This is a genomic window from Pseudomonas sp. MH9.3 (assembly GCF_034354675.1).
Taxonomy (GTDB): domain Bacteria; phylum Pseudomonadota; class Gammaproteobacteria; order Pseudomonadales; family Pseudomonadaceae; genus Aquipseudomonas.
The window spans coordinates 5,628,925-5,647,772 of the sequence record NZ_CP133785.1 but is presented as its reverse complement, the minus strand read 5'-3'; the positions used below and the strand labels follow the sequence as shown (position 1 = coordinate 5,647,772).

Here is an 18,848-nt window from a genome sequence, read left to right as displayed (position 1 = left end):
AGCTTTTTTGTTTGCGCTGAAACGAAAAAACCCGACGCAAGCGTCGGGTAAAGTGCACCAAGCAGAGAGCAATTCCTTTGATCAGCTTGGTTTATAGCCACTACCCTCCACCGAATCCGGTACTCGGATGGCAAGCCGACCCACACGGCTTAACGGCTAAATTCAGAGGATCATTTTGCAAGCCAGGCGTTGAAGCGTTCGTTCAGCTCGTCAGCATGATCACCCCACCACTCCGAATTCACCTGCAATGCCGTCGCAAAGTTGGCCGGGTCCGTCGGCATACTCGACTTCATATCGGCGTGAACCAATGGTTGGGATGACTTGCGTGTAGGGCCATAAGCGATGTACTGACTTTGGTCAGCCATAATTTGAGTCGAGGTTGCGAAACGCAGAAAATCCATAGCCTTGGCTTTATTGGGCGCACCCACCGGCACCGCCCACACATCGATGTCATACATTTGGCCGTCCCAGATGATTTTGAAGGGCTGTTTTTCTTTCGCCTGTGCGGCCCAAATCCGACCATTCCAGGCGGAAGTCATCGTGACCTGACCATCTGCCAGTAACTGCGGAGGTTGCGCGCCAGCTTCCCACCAGATCACCTGGCTCTTGATCGAGTCGAGCTTTTTGAAAGCACGCTGAAGCCCCTCATCGGTCTCAAGTGTTTCGTACACCTGATCACGAGGAACACCATCCGCTAACAGAGCCCATTCGAGGTTCGCCTGGGGCGCTTTGCGCAAGCCACGCTTACCGGGGTATTTTTTGAGGTCGAAGAAATCAGCCAGTGTTGTGGGGGCCTGTCCTTTGAAGGCATTGGTGTTGTAGGCAACCGCCGTGCTCCAAATGTAAGCACCGACCCCGCAATCGTTCAGCGAACCTGGCAGGAAATCCGTCGCCGTGGAGCCATCAGGCGCGGCGGCAAGATCTTTCGCCGGGTTGATGCGCTCCAACAGGCCGGCATTACACGCCCGCACAGCATCCGGCATTTCCATATCGATGACATCCCAAGCCACTTTCTTTGACTCAACCTGAGCTTTGAGCTGGGCAATACCTCCCGAATAATCTTCGGTACGGATCTTGACCCCTGTTTTCTCAGCATAGGGTTTGATCGAGGCTTGTTGCTGAGCCGCCGCGACACTCCCACCATAAGTGACAACCGTCAGGTTTTCTTGCGCCAACACGGCGAAGGAGGTCAAGCCAGAGACGAGAACTAACGCTAATTTTTTCATGATGCTCCCGATAGATTTCTAGTAAGGAAGGCAGTGTGTTTATTGAATTCGTTATTGTTCTGTTCCACGCATCGCACTAGTCACGCTTCGGTCGCTCAATCGCGCAGCGACTCTTCCTCCTCTACATGCTGGTGTAATTGGGGCCCCCGCCTCCCTCGGGTGCACGCCAAACAATGTTCTGACTCGGGTCCTTGATGTCACAGGTTTTGCAGTGCAGACAGTTCTGCGCATTGATCTGAAATCGGTTCGCTGACGCATCCTCCACAACCTCATACACACCGGCGGGACAGTACCGCTGCGCCGGCTCGGCATAGGTGGGCAGGTTGAACGCGATGGGTATCGAGGAGTCCCTAAGCGTCAGGTGGCAGGGCTGATCTTCTTCATGGTTCGTGTTCGACAAATAGACCGAGGAGGTCTTATCAAAACTCAAGACGTTGTCGGGTTTCGGGTAGTGAATGACCGAAGCACTATCGGCAGGATCCATGGTCGAGTAGTCGGGGCGTTCGTCGTGGAAAGTCCAAGGCAATTTCCCTTTCAACAGGTTCAGATCAACCCAGGCGTACGCGGCCCCGAGCAGATTGCCAAATCGGTGCATGGCGGGACCGAAATTACGCTGCTGGTAAAGTTCGTCGTAAGTGGACGATGCCCTGAATTTAACCGCATACGCTGCCAGATCCTGGCCGGCCGACTCGTTGATGGTAAACGCCTCAAAGATGGTTTCAGCCGCCAGCATCCCGGACTTCATGGCCGTATGGGAGCCTTTGATCTTGGCAAAATTCAAGGTGCCAGCATCACAACCAATCAGCAGCCCACCTGGGAAGTGCATCTTCGGCAACGACTGAAGCCCGCCTTTTGCAATAGCACGGGCGCCATAGCTAATGCGCGAGCCACCGCGCAGATACTGCTCGTAAAGCGGGTGATGCTTGAGTTGTTGAAGCTCATCAAACGGCGATAGATAAGGATTGCGATAGTTGAGATCCACGACCTGCCCGATCACCACCGTACCGTCCTCCAGGTGATACATGAAAGCGCCGCCCTGTGTGCCACTCTGGGTCAATGGCCATCCGGTGCTATGAATCACAAGCCCGGGAACATGTTGCTCAGCGGGGATTTCCCAGACTTCCTTGATGCCCAACCCGTAGTGTTGCGGATCAGAGTCTGCATCAAGCTGATACTTGCTAATGAGCTGTTTGCCCAAGTGCCCGCGACAGCCTTCAGCGAAGACGGTTTGCTTGCAGATCAGCTCGATACCCGGCGTAAAGCCGCCTTTGTGCTCTCCGGTTCGGCCGATGCCCATGTCGGCGGTCAAGACACCTCGGACTCTGCCATCCTCGTCGTACAGCACGTCGGACGCAGGAAAGCCTGGAAACACATCGACACCGAGAGCCTCAGCCTGCTGACCCAGCCAACGACATACATTGCCCAGGCTGACGATGAAGTTGCCTTCGTTGTGCATCGTACTGGGCGCGAAGACCCCGGGGACCCGGATTGAAAGGCGTGAAGACGACAGGTAGAAAATTTCGTCCGACTGCACCGGGGTGTTCAGTGGCGCCCCCATGTTTCGCCAGTCGGGAAACAACTCATTTAGCGCGGTAGGTTCAAACACAGCACCGGACATAATGTGCGCACCGGCCTCTGCGCCTTTTTCGACCAGACATACTGATAACTCCCGGCCTTCTGCCATTGCCAATTGACGCAGGCGAATGGCAGCAGACAGGCCGGCAGGCCCTCCTCCTACTACGACGACATCGAATTCCATAGCCTCGCGTTGCATCAAAACCTCCACAGGCATCGAACATAGCCTCTAGAGCGAATCGTACGAGCGGGTTTACGCCTACAACAAACGATGTATAACGCGCTTATTAATAAGCTGTACTGATTCGTAAGTTGACACGTTGACGGCTCGACTATTCGTCAGCCGCTCATCGCGAGGGATTCGAGAAAGGTCTCCAATACCAAATGGGGACGGCGTCCTTTCCGGGTAACAGAAGCCAGCGTCAGGTCGTAAAAACAGGAATAGGGCTTCAACGCTCTGAGCCTTCCTTCTGCAACCCAACTCCGCGCGTAGTGATCCGGCAGGTACCCAATGTATTGGCCCGTAAGAATCAGGAATGCCATTCCCTCTCTGTCCGATGCGCTGGCCGTGCAGTTCAGCGCCATATAATGCTCCTGGATGGTTGCCGGCAAGCGGAATGTCGGGGCTACAAGGAAGAAATTTTCGGCCCAGTGCTGTGCATCGTGCGCGTAGCAAGTCTTGAACAGGCCATGCAACTCATCAACGATCATGAGTATGGCAACGGCATTTGCATCTTCACCCGCGACGGAGAAGCTGCCATCCTGTTCTGTGACGAGATTGAAGTGGGCATGGTGGGTGTGAACGTGCCGCTACCTGTTCCAGTCGCGTATCACAGCTTCGGCGGCTGGAAGCGCTCACTATTCGGCGATCTTCATGCATATGGCCCAGATGGTGTGCGCTTCTACACCCGTCGCAAGGCGATCACTCAGCGCTGGCCACAGAGTGCCAGCCATGAGGCAGCGCAGTTCGCGTTTCCAAGTAACAGTTAAGGGAAAGGAGCCCGCCCATGGCGGGCTCCCGACTCCTCACCCAGTCCGCAGAGATTAACGAAGCTCCGACTCCAGCCAAGTGCAAAAGGCTTGTGCAGCCCCTGATAGCGGCTTGTTGTGCGGCTTCAGCAAGTAGAACCCGGCTAGACACTCAATGCCCTGATCGAGCGGCGACACGAGCTGTCCACGTAACCTGGATTTCTCCACGAGTTCCTCGTTAAGCAGACACACGCCTGCGTTTTCAATCGCCATGCTCGCCGCGATTGCGTAACTGTCGACGTAGAAACGCTGATAGTTTTCTGCCTCACCTTGCGGGTAAGTAGCCAACCAATCGCTCCAGCCATTGGGTGTGCCCAACACATCGATCAAGGGCAGGCTCAGCAATCCACCAGCACTTCGAAGTTTGGCCGCAACATCCAGCGAGCAGTACGGTTTCAGCTCAGTCGAGAGCAGCTGTTGGATGTCGTATTGCTGCCAGTTACCCGCACCGTAGCGAATTTCCAGCTCTGCGCTGGAAGGTGGTGCATCCGCTTCCCAGTTAACGCCGTACATCCGCAGAGAAATTTGCGGATACAGCTCAGCAAACCGTTCCATGCGGGGTGCGAGCCACAACTGTGCAAAGGAGTTGTTGACGCTCAGTTCAAGGACGCCTTGGGCGACCGAGCTGAAGATATTGTTCATCCCTTGGTGCATATGCCAAAGGCCTTCCCGGACCACTGCCAAATACGCCCGCCCCGAAACGGTCAGTTGGATCGAACGTGTTTGCCTCAAGAACAGCGCCTTGCCGAGTTTGTGTTCGAGCAATTTTATCTGCTGGCTCACCGCCGACTGGCTCATGTTCAGTTCAACCGCCGCAGCCGAAAAGCTCAAATGCCGGCCTACTGATTCAAACGTCCGAAGCCAGTTGAGCTGAAGATTAGTCAACGACATCGCGACACCCTGGCATAAGCCCTACTTATAAATGACACTGGTATACATCGTTTGTAGTGCCATCTCAAGCGCCTTAGCATCGAATTCAGACGCCCGGAGCCCCGGCGAATCACGTCTCCAATAGACCCGTCAAAGGATCCCCCCGAGATGAAATCGGAAGCCAAAGTTTTAGTGATTGGTGGTGGTATTACTGGTGTGAGCACGCTTTACCATCTGGCCAAATCCGGCTGGACGGATGTCATGCTGGTGGAGAAGCTTGAACTGACGTCTGGATCAACCTGGCACGCCGCGGGCAACCTTCCTTCGTTCAGTACCAGCCTGAACATCATGAAACTTCAGAAAAACAGCATCGAGCTGTATCAACAGCTCGCGGAACAGACTGGTCAATCAGTCGGTCACCACCAAACAGGTTCGATCCGGCTCGCGCATACCAAGGAACGTCTGGATGAGTTCAAACGGGTAGCAGGCTTGGCCACGCTCGCCGGTTTGCCTGCCGTCGAAGTGGTCGACAATGAACGCCTGAAGGAACTGCATCCCTTCCTGGACACCACCGGATTACTGGGTGGGCTTTGGGACCCGTATGACGGTCATATCGATCCTACCAGTGTGACCAATGCGATGGCACAATTGGCCCGTGGTTACGGCGCTACGATTGTTCGGCACAATCCGGTTACCGCGATTACTCAACTCGCCGACAAAAAATGGGAAGTTACGACTGAGCAAGGTGTGATTCACGCAGACATTATCGTGAACGCCGCAGGCTTCAGAGCAAATGAAGTGGCCGCCATGATCGGCCATCAGTTTCCTATTTGTTCTCTGGAACATCAGTATCTGGTCACTGACAATATTCCAGCTCTGGTGGACAGATCCAACCACCTTCCCCTGCTTCGCGATCCCGATATTTCCTACTACCTTCGCCAGGAAGGGAAAGGACTGATACTCGGCCCCTACGAGCGCGAGCCGGTGGCTTGGGCAGTCGATGGCGTACCAGCGACGTTTGGTCAGGAACTGCTGCAACCCGAACTGAACCGTCTCGAAGAAATCATCGGTGCAGCGATGGAACAAGTGGGCATCATCGGTGACGGCGGGATCAAGACCGTGGTCAATGGCCCTATCGTGTACACCCCGGATGGGCTTCCCCTGCTTGGCCCCGTGCATGGCTACGACAACTACTTTGCTTGCGCAGGTTTCAGTTTCGGGATCACTCAGGGCGGTGGCGCCGGCCGTTATCTTGCTCAGTGGATCATTGACGGCCACCCCGAGGTTGAACTGTGGGAATTGGACTCCCGTCGTTTTGGTAGCTACGCCAGTCTTTCCTACACCGTCACCAAGTCGCTTGAACTGTACGCCAACGAGTACCAGTTGAGCTGCCCGAACGAGTACGCGATGCGTCCTGCGTGTCGCGAAATAAAGACGACTCCAGTTTTCGAAATACTCAAACACAAGAATGCCGTGTTCGGGTCCTATTACGGTTGGGAGCGCGCCAGCTGGTTCGCAAAACCTGCCGATACCCCCGTCGAGAACTTCAGCTACAGCCGGGGCAATTGGGATGCGGCAGTCCGGTCGGAATGCGAAGCCGTGCAGAATCGTGTAGGTATCCTCGATCTGAGTGCCTTCACCAAATTCGAGATTTCTGGAAAGGATGCTCGTTCATTTCTGGATCGGATCAGCCCCAACCAGGTTCCTGCCAAATGCGGGGATGTAGCTCTCGCCCACGTACTCACCCCATCAGGTAGCGTGGCGTGGGAGTTCTCCATGACGCTACTGGAAAGCGGCACTTTTTATCTGATGTGCCCTGCGGCCTGTGAGTTGTTGATTGAAGATTGGCTGCGGCAGCGGGCAACGAAGTACGCAGATATCTCCATCGCGAACATCACCAGGGATTGGGGCACGCTAATTCTGGCAGGCCCTAGAGCACGAGAAGTACTGGCAAAGCTCACCGACGCCGATCTGAGCAATGAGGCGTTCCCATGGTTTACCGGCCAGGAGATCCAGGTTGTAGGCGCTCCCGTTCGAGCGTTGCGGATGAACTTTGTAGGCGAACTGGGATGGGAACTTCACCACCCACTCCAACATCAGCAAGCTCTCTACGAAGCCCTCGTCTGGGCTGGAGAAGCACACGGAATCGTCGACTTCGGGCTGCGGGCTATGGACTCGATGCGTATCGAAAAGGGCTATCAAATCTGGGGCCGCGAGCTGACAACAGAATACTCGGCGCTGGCAGCCAACATGAGCTACTTCATCAAGACCGATAAGGGTGATTTTGAAGGGCGTGCGGCAGTGCTGGCGGAAAAAGAGAAGCCGAGCACCCACCGTCTCGTGCTGATGGAAGTTCAAGCGGGCCCATCTGATGCATTGGGTAGCGAGCCCATTTTCCATCAAGGGAAACTGGTAGGGCTTACCACATCAGGAGCCTATGGTTATCGCGTTAACAAGAGTTTGGCCATGGGTTTCATCAAGCGCGAACTTGCGTCCCTGGATACTGAACTCACCATCAGAATTCTGGGTGAAGAATGCTCCGCGAAAGTCATTCGTGGATGCCTTTACGATCCGAAAGGCGAACGCCTGAAATCTTGATTATGCAACTGCCTTCAAGAAGTTGGAGGCAGCTTTCTGACCGCTAATGGGTAGGACGAAATGACCACTACACAACCTTTGGAACACGCGCCCAATGCAGAGGCCTCCATAATCGATGGGAAGGCGTATGCCGAAATCTTGCGCAAGAATGTTGCAGTCGGTACAAGGGCCTTCCGGGAGAAGCGCGGCAGGGCACCGGGGCTGGCTGTGGTACTAGTCGGGAGCGATCCTGCCAGCCAGGTTTATGTGAAAACCAAAATAAAAATGGCGCTTGAGTCCGGAATTGACTCCTTCCCTCACCTACTCGAAACCGATACGTCCGAAGCGGACCTGCTAAACCTGATCGATAAGCTGAACAATGACCGCTATGTACATGGAATTTTGGTGCAGCTCCCGTTGCCCGCCCATATCGATGAGTCGAAGGTTATTGCGGCAATCAACCCGGCCAAAGATGTCGACGGTTTCCATCCGATCAACGTGGGTCTGCTGGGTCAGGGTAAAGCCAAACTGATTCCCTGCACTCCCCTGGGATGCTTGATGATGTTGAAGGATAAGATCGGTGACCTCAGTGGCAAAAAAGCGGTGATTGTCGGCAGGTCCAACATCGTCGGAAAGCCAATGGCGAATTTGCTCTTACAAGAAAACTGCACGGTCACGATTGTGCATTCCCGTACGCGGGATCTCATCGCTGAATGTCGCCAAGCCGACATCTTGGTGGTAGCGATTGGACGGGCGGAATTTATTGATGCAAGGGCGATAAAGCCAGGCGCTGTGGTCATTGACGTTGGTATCAACAGAGTCGAGAAAAACGGAGTTTCGATTTTAGTCGGTGATGTCGATTTCGACTCTGCCAAGGACATCGCGGCGGCTATGACTCCAGTTCCTGGCGGCGTTGGTCCTATGACCGTTGCTTGTTTGATGAGAAATACTCTGACAGCTGCAGAGGCGATTGAGAGTAATACTGCTGCACAGTTTTGATAACGGGCAGATCACCGCCAACAAGGCTCAGCCGAACACAAAACTTGCTCAGTTACTGACCATTGCGTTGCAAGCCCTGTATTCCGCAGTGTTCGGGCCATTATCCACAGGTATATCCCCGTTTCTTGTGGATAGCCTTGAGGCGAATATGAACACTCCTAAGAGACGCAGAGCATAACTACCGATACACGGAGAGTTTCCGCCGGCGTTATGTGGATAAGCTATCGATGATTCGTAACCGAGGAACTCTTCAGATACACAAAGTGCCAACACAAGGAAAAAAACGTCGTCCTAAAGACCGCGCCACAGAGTGATAAAGCTGAAATTAGCTCTAAACGAAGCGGTGAGGATTCTACTGAGAGCCAGCCGTTTTGTAGGAGCAAAAGCAACAAAAAGGGGTGTGAGTTAAAATCTCGCAACCCCTTGAATTATATGGTCGGGACGGAGTGAGCGTGCGCGGTGAATCAGGGACTGCAGTTGGACCGGACGAAGTTCAACCCGAATGGTTCGGGGATTTCCCTTGGCCATCCGGTAGGGGCAACCGGAGCGATCATTGCCACCAAAGCCATTCATGAGCTGCATCGTATTGGCGGTCGTTATGCCTTAGTCACCATGTGTATCGGCGGCGGCCAAGGTATCGCTGTTATTTTTGAGCGTGTATGAGGAAATATTCCTGAGCATTCAACATATCGCAGTGATTGACGCGGGCTCGATGGGTAACGCAATCGCGCAAATCTGTGCGCTGACAGGCACCAATGTCGCTCTGCTTGATGTCAGCGACGAGGCGCTGGAAAAAGGCGTGGCGACTCTCACTGCAAACCTGGAGCGCCAGGTTCGCAAGGAAGCATTAGTCCCAAAGACAAACAGAATGCCCTCGCTCCTACAGTAACCGAGCGCAAAAAACCGGCCTGTGTTTCAGCCGTTTTTTTATTTCAACGGTTTCAGAACGCAGCGTCTTTCAAACCGTCGAGGTACCGCTCGGCATCCAATGCCGCCATGCAACCGGCGCCGGCCGAGGTGATGGCCTGGCGGTAGACGTGGTCGGCCACGTCGCCGGCAGCGAAGATGCCTTCGATGTTGGTCGCGGTGGCGTTGCCTTCACGGCCGCCTTGTACCACCAGGTAACCGTCTTTGGCTTCCAGCACGCCTTCGAACAACGATGTGTTCGGCGTGTGGCCGATGGCAATAAACACACCGTCGACTTTCAGCTCGTCGAAGCTGTCGTCGTTGTTTTTCAGGCGCGCACCGGTTACGCCCATGTTGTCGCCCAGGACTTCGTCCAGGGTCGCGTTGAGCTTGAGGATGATCTTGCCTTCGGCGACACGGGCGTGCAGCTTGTCGATCAGGATCTTCTCGGCGCGGAATGTCTCGCGGCGGTGAACCAGGGTCACGGTGCTGGCGATGTTGGCCAGGTACAGCGCCTCTTCCACGGCAGTGTTGCCGCCACCGACCACGGCGACCGGCTTGTTGCGGTAGAAGAAACCGTCACAGGTGGCGCAAGCGGAAACACCTTTGCCCATGAACGCTTCTTCCGATGGCAGGCCCAGGTAACGAGCGCTGGCGCCGGTGGCGATGATCAGTGCGTCGCAGGTGTAGACGCCGCTGTCGCCGGTCAGGCTGTAAGGCTTCTTGGAGAAGTCGACCTGGTTGATGTGATCAAACACGATCTCGGTTTCAAAGCGCTCGGCGTGCTCTTTCATACGCTCCATCAGCACCGGGCCGGTCAGGCCGTGGACATCGCCCGGCCAGTTGTCGACTTCGGTGGTGGTGGTCAACTGACCGCCTGCCTGCATGCCGGTGATCAGCAGCGGCTTGAGGTTGGCCCGGGCAGCGTAGACGGCAGCGCTGTAACCGGCAGGGCCGGAACCGAGAATAATCACTCGCGAATGACGGGTATCAGACATGACTCACTCCTATCGACCGCCCGGACTACGAGACGGTTGGAATAAAAAAGGACTTGAAAATAATGGGCGAAACGCAGCGACCTCAATTCCAGCGCGAGCGTTTCAGAAATCATAAAATAGAACAAAACACGCCCATAAACTATAATTATTAGATTGATATCCTATTAAATATCTTTTTCACGAAAAAAAAGCAAAAAACACCCTCGCCAGCGTCTGTATTATCTATTGACACCCCAAACCAAGACGCCACTACCATGCATGACGCCACCACTCGATACATTCACGCCGGCCGGAATCCTGACGCGTATTGCGGCTTGGTGAATACACCGATCTTTCGAGGTTCAACCGTACTCGCAAAAAGCTATGAAGCTTGGGAAGCGAGCAAAAAGGACGGCAACCCTTACGCCAATTACGGGCGCTTCGGCACACCGACCACGCGCGCCTTCGAAGAGGCTGTTGCAGAACTGGAAGGTGGTCACGCCAGTCTAGTATTTCCATCCGGTCTGGCGGCCTGCGTTCATGCGCTGCTCGCCTTTGTAAAAGCGGGTGACCATGTTCTGATGACGGATAACATCTATGGTCCAACGCGGGCGTTCGTCATCAATGTCCTGACGCGCTTTGGTGTCGAGGTGGAGTATTTCGCCCCAACTATTGGCGCCGCTATTACCAAACAACTGCGCCCGAATACGCGCGTAGTGTTTACTGAATCGCCCGGCTCACTGACCTTTGAAGTCTGCGACCTTCCGGCCATCAGTGAAGCCGCCCACGCCGTCGGAGCCTTCGTAATAATCGATAATACATGGGCCTCGCCTTTGTATTTCAAGCCCTTTGATCATGGCGCAGACGTATCCATTCAGGCGGCGACCAAATACATTATCGGTCATTCCGATGCGTTACTTGGGACTGCCACGGCCAACGAGCGCGCATGGCCGTTGCTCAAGGCCGGAGCCCATGACTTCGGCCAGACAGCCAGCCCGGATGATCTGTTCCTCGCTCTACGGGGACTGCGCACGATGCCCATACGTCTTCAGCGGCATTGGTCCACGGGTGTCGCATTGGCGCAAAGCCTGGAGACACATCCCGCCATCGCTCGCGTTCTGCACCCTGCGCTGCCGAATGATCCAGGGCACGAACTGTGGAAACGTGATTTTCTCGGCGCCAGCGGCCTGTTTGGTATCGAGGTCAAGACAAAGGACCCGGATGTACTGGCCCGCCTGTTCGACAACCTGACGTTGTTCGGCATCGGTCTTTCCTGGGGGGGCTTCGAAAGCCTCGTAGTTCCCGTAGGGCAACCATTGCGCAACCTCCCCACAGACAGTCAGGGTTATCTCATTCGCGTGCATGCCGGCCTGGAACACGTCACCGATTTGCTTGAAGACTTCCATCGAGCCCTGGACATCGCTTTCCTGAGTCCTCGCGTCGCCGTTGCGTGAAATTCTTTCTGCCTGACGACATCACCCATGGTGTCGCGGGATTTACTCTGAGGCCTCCAATGAAATTTACCTTAGTCGAACACTTCGACAGCAACTACCTGCGCAACGCAACGATGGATTGCATCGTTGTCGGCGTCCATATCCGCAAACTCAACGGCGTGGCCTCCCGCTTGGACTCTCTGTGTCACGGCCGTTTGAATGAGGCCCTGCACCTCAACGAACTGCCGGAGCCCCTTGGCAGCACTTTGTTGCTGCACAGTGCAGACGCGCTGACGGCAAGGCGTATCTTGCTGGTACAACTTGGCGACCAGGAAATGCCCGACGTGCAACACGTCAAAAAGGTCGTAGAGTCTGCCGCCAAAGCGTTAAAGGCTGCACGCTGCCGTAAGGTCTTGTGGTGCCTGGCCGAACAAATTGGCACCCTCGATGGACTGAACCAATCAGTGCTCTCCCTTTCCGAGTCCGAATACCGTTTCGACTGTCTCAAGAGCCAACCAGAATCTCCCCCCGCAAAGCTGGAAGAAGTCGTACTGCTGATAGCCTCTACACAGCAGGAACTGGCCGGGCAGACCTTGGAACAGGCTACCGCAATTGGCCACGGCATAACCTTGTGCCGTGACCTCGGCAACCTGCCCCCGAACATTTGTACGCCGGAATATCTGGCGCAAACAGCGCGCACTCTCTCCACGCAGGCCAACGTCCATGTTGAAGTGCTGGAACAGGAGCACATTCAAGCCTTGGGCATGAATGCGTTTCTCTCCGTCGCGCGAGGGTCAACGCAGGCGCCCAAGCTGATTATCGTCAAATACAGCGCCGGCCCAACCGAGCAGGCTCCCATCGTACTGGTAGGCAAAGGCATCACCTTCGACTCTGGTGGTATCTCCATCAAACCAGGCGAGGCGATGGACGAAATGAAGTACGACATGTGCGGCGCTGCCTCAGTGCTCGGCACACTGAAGGCCATCATCGAAATGGAATTGCCGTTGACCGTCTATGGTGTGATCCCGACGTGCGAAAACATGCCTGCTGGGGACGCACTCAAACCGGGCGATATCATTACCAGCATGCTCGGCAAGACCATTGAAGTGCTCAACACGGATGCGGAGGGCCGGCTGATTCTCTGCGATGCGCTGACCTACGTCGAACAATTCAAGCCAGGTGCAGTTATCGATATCGCCACCCTGACCGGCGCCTGCGTGGTCGCCCTGGGCCACGTACACAGCGGGCTCTTTGCCCGTGAAAACGAATTGGCCGAGCAACTGCTGGCTGCCGCCAGCGCCTCCTGCGACACAGTCTGGCGTATGCCTCTTGATACTGACTACAACGAGTCCATGAAATCCAACTTCGCCGACTTGCAGAATATCGGTGGGCGCGCAGGCGGCAGCATTACGGCCGCGTGCTTTCTGGAGAACTTCACCCGCAGCTATGCCTGGGCACATCTGGACATTGCTGGCACAGCTTGGAAGAGCGGGGCCGATAAAGGCGCCACAGGCCGCCCAGTAAGGCTATTGACCCAGTATTTGATTGATCGTTGCAACCTGAGCGCGTGACACAACCGCAGCCGGCCTGGATTTTCTCCAGGCCGGTTAGACGTTAAACCTGGGCCCGATCCAGCCCGCTCAACTCCAGCAGCGCACCGATTCTTGGTTCGCGTCCACGGAAGCGCTTGAACAGATCCATTGCAGGCTCTGCACCACCTTGGGCGAGTACTGTCTCGCGGAACGCCTTACCCACTGCCGGATTGAACAAACCCTCCTCCACAAAGCGCGAAAATGCATCGGCGGCCAACACTTCGGCCCATTTGTAGCTGTAATAACCCGCCGCGTAACCGCCCGCAAAAATATGCGAGAACGTATTGGCGAACCGGCTATAGCCGGGTGGTGACAACACAGACACCTCTTGACTAATCGCTGCCATAAATACCGTCGGGTCAACCACCTCCGAGCGAGCATGCAGTTCAAAGTCGAAGAGTGCCAATTGAACCTGACGACACATCGCCAAGCCGGCCTGGAAACCGCGTGACTCAACCAACCGGTTCAATAGCTCGTCCGGCAGCGACTGACCATTATCCACATGACAACTTAAGCCACGCACCACTTCCGGTTGCCAACACCAATTCTCCATAAACTGGCTAGGCAATTCGACTGCATCCCAGGCCACGCCGTTGACACCTGCAACACCCGACTGCTCGACCTGGGTTAACAAATGGTGAAGACCATGCCCGAACTCATGAAACAGGGTCACCACTTCGTTATGGGTCAACAAGGCAGGTTCACCCTGCATGGCCGGAGCGAAATTGCACACCAGATAGGCCATCGGCGTGTGCAACACGCCTTGCCTGTCTCGCCGACGACTGCGACAGCCATCCATCCACGCCCCTGCCCGCTTGTTCGGCCGCGCATAAAGGTCCAGGAAGAAACGTCCCACCACCACATCGTTTTCAATGACTTCAAAAAGGCACACGTCGGTGTGCCATGTATCGAAACCCGTCAATTCGTTGATCTGAATACCGTAGAGACGCTCCACAAGTTCAAACATGCCCTTGAGTACGTGATCGACCGGAAAGTAACGTCGCAATGCCTCTTGGGACAGTGCGTAATATTGCTGCTGGTAGAGTTCGGAAAAATATCCGATGTCCCACATTTGCAAATTTTCGACACCCCGTTCAACAGCGAAAGCATTGAGTTGTTGCAGCTCTCGCATCGCACCTGCGCGACTGTGTTCAGCCAGGTCGCGCAAGAAATCCAGAACCTGGGGTACAAAGTCAGCCATCTTGCTCACCAGGCTGAGCTGCGCATAGTTCTCGTAGCCCAGCAGTTGAGCCAGTTCGGCACGGCCCTCAAGGATCTGCTGAATGATCGGGCCATTATCGAATGACCCGGCATTCGGCCCAACCTCCGAGGCTCGCGTGACGTTGTTGAAATACACCTCTTCTCGCAACGCTCGATCACCGGCATACGTGAGGATTGCCTGCACACAAGGCACCTCCAGGGTCAGCAGCCAGCCTTGCAAACCCCGCTCTTTCGCGCATCTGGCCATAAAGGATTTGGCCGCCGCGGGTACTCCGGTCAGCGCTTCTTCATCTGTCAGCAAACGGCTCCAGGCTTGGGTGGCATCCATGACATTATTGCCAAACAGGCTGCTCAGTTCACTCAGGTTAAGGTTGAGCTCGAGAAACCGTTGTTGACCGGCTGGCGGCAAATGAACGCCTGATAGTTTGAAATCCCTCAGGGCGTGATCGATCACCGAGCGTTGCGCCACATCGAAATCAACATAATTGGGGCTATTCAACAAGGACTGAAAGCCCTTGTACAACGTCATGTTTTGACCCAGTTCCGTGCCGTACGCGGAAAGTTTTGCCAGCGCTGCTTCATATGCCTCACGCAGTTCTGGTGTGTTGCATACGGCGTTTAGATGACTGACCGGACTCCAGACTTCATTCAGATCGGCATGAAGCTCATCGAGCGAGAGTACGAAACCCTCCCAGCTGAGGTCTTTAGTGCCGTTTGCGGTCATCCGTGCGAGTAACCGGCGATTATCGGCCAGCACCTGGTCGATTGCCGGACCGACGTGCTCGGCTTTTATCAGTGAATAAGCCGGCAGGTCACCGGCATAGAGCAGCGGATTGGCAGTGTGCATCCAGAGTTCCTCTTGGAGGTAGAGATCAGGCATCAAGCGCCAAAAAATAGTAAGGTGGCGAGTCAGTGCTCGCTCATGTAGTGGTCATGCAACTGGCCGCTGCTGGCTTGCAGATACTGCGCTGCCGATGCGGTCAGTCGGCGGCGCTCATCGTCGAACTGGAGAGTGTTCATTAACAATGACGGCTTCGTATTGAGGGGGGATTGCAAATTCAGGAAGGCCGCAATTTCTTGCGGCCTTCCCGGATCGCAGTCAGAAGTTATAAACGAAGGTCAGACGAGCGTTGCGCTCCTCTCTAAGCGGGATAAAAGTCGATGTGGTAGATCCATAATAAAGCGTGCGGTCGAATATGTTTTTGACACCCAACGTCAGCGAGTAATCTTTCGCATGGTAGAAGACTGAAAGGTCGGTGGTGGCACCTCCTGGCACGTTGTAGGAGTCTGATTCAGCTCCTCCTGTAAAACTGCTGAAAGCAGCCATACCGACCCCTGCCCCCAAGCCCTTGTAGCGTCCTTCTTGCAGTTCATAGGATGTCCATAGGGTGGCCGAGTCGCCGGGTTGGGTAGAGAAAGCCGACACGCTACCTGTCACCAGCTCCGGCTCGGTGAACTTCACGTGGGTATAACCCGCTGCGATGTTCCAACCTGGCACCAACTCACCGGTCAGGGTGAAGTCATACCCTTTGCTCAGCTGTGACTGACTGCCGATAGTTTTCCTGGTGACGGGGTCAGTGTTAGGGACATTATCTTGCTGCAATTCAAAGTAAGCGGTGGTCAATGTCAATGTATCGTCCAAGAGACTGAACTTCGCCCCCACTTCCTTCGACTCGCTGGTCTGCGGCGGCAGGAGCTGTAGGGTAGTTTCGTTAATAGCACTCGATCCGGTAAATCCGTGAAGCGAGTTCGCATAGATAGTCATCTGCGGGGTAACATCGAAACTGATGCCAAAATTGGGCACCCATTTTTCCGCTACGACGGGATCGCCTGGGAAAGCGGCACCGTCGCTCTCATAAAAAGTTCCTTCGGTAATCCATTTGGCCTTCTTGGCGGCCAGCAGAACATGGGTGCGATCACCAATATCCATCTGATCCTGCAGGATCAGCCCACGTTGCTGAGTGCGGCTCTCGTTAGAACGATAGGTGGCCCCTCCTATCCTCGGGAGCAAATCCAAGGAATCCGGATTATATATATTCACTTGCGGGTAAAACCCGCGCTCTCCAGGAACGTCACGATCGCTCTGAACGTTTAAAATGTGCTGGTAGTCGATGCCGACCAATAATTTATGGGTGATAAAGCCCGTCTTCACCTTGCCTCGGATATCGTTCTGCAGGCTCCAGGATTTTGTGTTGCTGACCGAGGACAAAGGAGACGCAAAGGGCACGGAACCGTCACGATTAATGCCAAAGAGCTGCCATAATCGTAAGTTGTCGGTTTGCTCAAAATACGTGGCTTTACTGTTGAACGACCAGTTATCAATCAAATCCTGGGAAAACTCGTAATAGCCGGTCTTGCTTTCGCTACGAAAACTATCGTCCTTACGAAACATCCGGTAATTGGGTAATTTTTGAATCTTACCGTCAAACGCCACAGTGGAAGACGGTGCCGCTTGTCTTCCATTACTGTACTCAGCACCAACAGTCAGACGCGTGCGATCACCTTCCCAAGTCAAGGCCGGCGCAACGAAGACTTCCCGCTTACCGTCAAAATCAGGGACAGAATTGTCCGATTTCATATTCGACAGGTTCAAGCGGTAACTCAGCGAACGATCCTCATTCAGTGCCCCCCCCAGGTCCAGCCCCTGTTTGAGCTCACCATAATCCGCCACCTCCACGCTCAGCGTTCGCAGATCATACTTAACAGGCGCTTTGCGTACGATGTTAATGGTTCCGCCCGGTGTAGAACTGCCCGACATGATTGAGTCTGGCCCCTTGATGACTTCTACACGTTCAACACCTTGAATCGGAGTGCCATTTAAGCCGGGGTTGGGAATACCATTAGTGGAGGTATTCTGGACGTCAAATCCACGAATCGTGTATTTAACTCCGCCGCGGTTGTCTACAGTCTGCTGAACACCTGCTGAACTTTTGAGCGCATCGGATAGATTGGTTACCTGGCGATCCTGGAGTAATTTTGCGCTAAGAACGTCAACCGACTGGGCGGTCTGCTTCAAGGGTGTATCAGTTCTCGAGACGCCGCTTGAGTTGGAGGGATTGTAATAGAGTTGATCATCACTCAGCGCCGAGCCATTGACCGCGATTGAAGGCAGCTGGGCCTCGGTGGCGGTAATATTCGTTGGGGCAACATTCAACACCTGAGGCGCGCGTGTCACCGTCAGCGTACCATTTGCCGTCACGTCCAGAACCAGCTCTGAACCTTGCAAACAGGCCGCGATGGCCTGCTCCGCTGTCATGTTGCCGCGCACTGCGCGCCCTTGGTAGGGAGCAACGAGCGTTGGCTCGAATGAAATCACGCGACCACTTTGCCGTGCAATATTCAACAGCATTGTATCGAGTGGCGCTGCCGGTATCTCATAGTGATCGCGCGCTACGGTCGCTGCTGGCTTTTCTTGCGCCAGCACCAAGGGAGGGGTAGCACATAAGGCAATCACCATGGCTATGCGTAAAGGCGTCAACGCGTAGCGACTATTGGATTTTTTCATCAGCATCCTCGACGGCAGAGCAGGTTTATGAGTTTTGTTACCTACTTTGTGCAACGAGAGAAAAAAAGTGACAGTGGCATTACCAAAAAGGCCACACCCCCACAATTTCTTGATGCCTTCAGCTAACCCAATCCATTTCAGAACGTCTTGGGGCTTACTCGCCTGCTCTCCCTTTCTGTAGCACCCGCCCGGCACTGAACAGCCATGAAATGCGGCTGCGCACTCGGATTGTGCGGGACGGCCTGGAGCGCACTCAATTGAATCAGATATCCCCAAAAGATCCGTAAAAGGCATTGAAAAATTCGAATTCAATGCAAATTATTAGAATGGCATTCGCCTTGCATTGTTTTTCCAATGGGCGCCGCCACGATCAATGTGAGCGGATTTTAGATAAAGAGTCAGCGTTTTCGAGAAAGACTAATCATGTCCAGTGCACTGATTGGCAAACCCGATTTACTCACCGAAATCTTCCGTCGCGATTATCGCTGGTTAGCTGAACGCCTACGCTATCGCCTGGGCTGCCGATTTAATGCCGAGGATGTCGCTTCAGAATCTTTTTTACAGCTTTCAACGCTCGCCACGCTGGAAGGCGTGCGCGAGCCGCGAGCGATGTTGACTACTATAGCCAATCGCGTCCTCTACGAGGTGTCGCGTCGCAAAGCGCTGGAGAAAGCGTACCTGCAGGCACTCGCTTCAGCTCCCGAACATGTGCATACTTCGCCCGAAGAACAGCACCTGCTTCTCGAGTCGCTGCTGGCGATCGACAAAGCATTGGACGGACTGTCGAGCAAGGCACGACAAGCCTTCCTGTACAGCCAGCTCGATGGTATGACCTACGCTCAAATCGCGGTTAAATTGGGTGTATCTGCAAGCATGGTGCGCCAGTACATGACTAAAGCCTTGACTCAATGTTACTTGGTTGCAGCGCAATTCTGAGT

Annotated in this window: 11 protein-coding genes and 4 pseudogenes; 8 read left to right on the top strand and 7 right to left on the bottom strand. The window is 54.6% G+C overall.

Annotated elements, in window-relative coordinates; genetic code table 11:
* Positions 1-170 precede the first annotated feature (170 nt).
* The 3 genes and pseudogenes from RHM60_RS25350 to RHM60_RS25340 form a co-directional block, all read right to left on the bottom strand.
* A complete protein-coding gene (locus RHM60_RS25350) occupies positions 171-1,226 on the bottom strand; it encodes an ABC transporter substrate-binding protein (RefSeq protein WP_046035446.1) in 1,056 nt (351 codons plus the stop codon).
* A gap of 121 nt (positions 1,227-1,347) precedes the next feature.
* Entirely contained in the window at positions 1,348-3,000 is a 1,653-nt protein-coding gene (locus tag RHM60_RS25345; protein ID WP_046035470.1) for an electron transfer flavoprotein-ubiquinone oxidoreductase, read from the bottom strand.
* Between the two features lie 140 nt (positions 3,001-3,140).
* Positions 3,141-3,431, bottom strand: a pseudogene (locus RHM60_RS25340) (LysR substrate-binding domain-containing protein); the annotation flags it as partial.
* Here RHM60_RS25340 and RHM60_RS25335 point away from each other — a divergent pair.
* Positions 3,429-3,791: pseudogene (locus RHM60_RS25335) on the top strand (aldehyde dehydrogenase family protein); the annotation flags it as partial. The pseudogenes RHM60_RS25340 and RHM60_RS25335 sit on opposite strands and share 3 nt — an antisense overlap.
* Before the next feature lie 54 nt (positions 3,792-3,845).
* On the opposite strand, the gene RHM60_RS25330 reads toward RHM60_RS25335, so the two are convergent.
* Positions 3,846-4,721 carry a LysR family transcriptional regulator gene (locus RHM60_RS25330; RefSeq protein WP_052960527.1) on the bottom strand — a complete coding sequence of 292 codons (876 nt, stop codon included), beginning with the start codon at positions 4,719-4,721 and terminating at the stop codon, positions 3,846-3,848.
* Positions 4,722-4,868: 147 nt separating this feature from the next.
* Between RHM60_RS25330 and RHM60_RS25325 the strand changes: the two genes are divergently transcribed.
* From RHM60_RS25325 to RHM60_RS25310, 4 genes and pseudogenes are all read left to right on the top strand, one after another.
* A complete protein-coding gene (locus RHM60_RS25325) occupies positions 4,869-7,298 on the top strand; it encodes an FAD-dependent oxidoreductase (protein WP_046035450.1) in 2,430 nt (809 codons plus the stop codon).
* A gap of 60 nt (positions 7,299-7,358) precedes the next feature.
* Entirely contained in the window at positions 7,359-8,276 is a 918-nt protein-coding gene (folD, locus tag RHM60_RS25320) for a bifunctional methylenetetrahydrofolate dehydrogenase/methenyltetrahydrofolate cyclohydrolase FolD (protein WP_046035451.1), read from the top strand.
* Positions 8,277-8,726: 450 nt separating this feature from the next.
* Positions 8,727-8,939 (top strand): annotated as a pseudogene (locus tag RHM60_RS25315) (acetyl-CoA C-acyltransferase); the annotation flags it as partial.
* Between the two features lie 10 nt (positions 8,940-8,949).
* Positions 8,950-9,126: pseudogene (locus RHM60_RS25310) on the top strand (3-hydroxyacyl-CoA dehydrogenase NAD-binding domain-containing protein); the annotation flags it as partial.
* Positions 9,127-9,217: 91 nt separating this feature from the next.
* Here RHM60_RS25310 and trxB read toward each other — a convergent pair.
* On the bottom strand, positions 9,218-10,180 hold the full coding sequence (gene trxB, locus RHM60_RS25305; protein WP_046035454.1) for a thioredoxin-disulfide reductase: 963 nt from the start codon (positions 10,178-10,180) through the stop codon (positions 9,218-9,220).
* A gap of 254 nt (positions 10,181-10,434) precedes the next feature.
* Here trxB and metC point away from each other — a divergent pair, with 254 nt between their 5' ends.
* On the top strand, positions 10,435-11,613 hold the full coding sequence (metC, locus tag RHM60_RS25300) for a cystathionine beta-lyase (protein WP_046035455.1): 1,179 nt from the start codon (positions 10,435-10,437) through the stop codon (positions 11,611-11,613).
* A gap of 59 nt (positions 11,614-11,672) precedes the next feature.
* Positions 11,673-13,163 (top strand): leucyl aminopeptidase, encoded by a 1,491-nt coding sequence (locus RHM60_RS25295; RefSeq protein WP_046035456.1) that lies wholly within the window; start codon positions 11,673-11,675, stop codon positions 13,161-13,163.
* A 43-nt stretch (positions 13,164-13,206) separates the two neighbouring features.
* On the opposite strand, the gene RHM60_RS25290 is transcribed toward RHM60_RS25295, so the two are convergent.
* Entirely contained in the window at positions 13,207-15,252 is a 2,046-nt protein-coding gene (locus tag RHM60_RS25290; protein WP_322213176.1) for a M3 family metallopeptidase, read from the bottom strand.
* Positions 15,253-15,504: 252 nt separating this feature from the next.
* Positions 15,505-17,910, bottom strand: coding sequence for a TonB-dependent receptor (locus RHM60_RS25285; RefSeq protein WP_322213175.1), 2,406 nt, complete (start codon positions 17,908-17,910; stop codon positions 15,505-15,507).
* A gap of 423 nt (positions 17,911-18,333) precedes the next feature.
* On the opposite strand from RHM60_RS25285, the gene RHM60_RS25280 reads away from it, so the two are divergent.
* Complete coding sequence (locus tag RHM60_RS25280; protein ID WP_046035458.1) at positions 18,334-18,846, top strand: sigma-70 family RNA polymerase sigma factor; 513 nt, start codon at positions 18,334-18,336, stop codon at positions 18,844-18,846.
* The last annotated feature ends 2 nt before the right edge of the window (positions 18,847-18,848 follow it).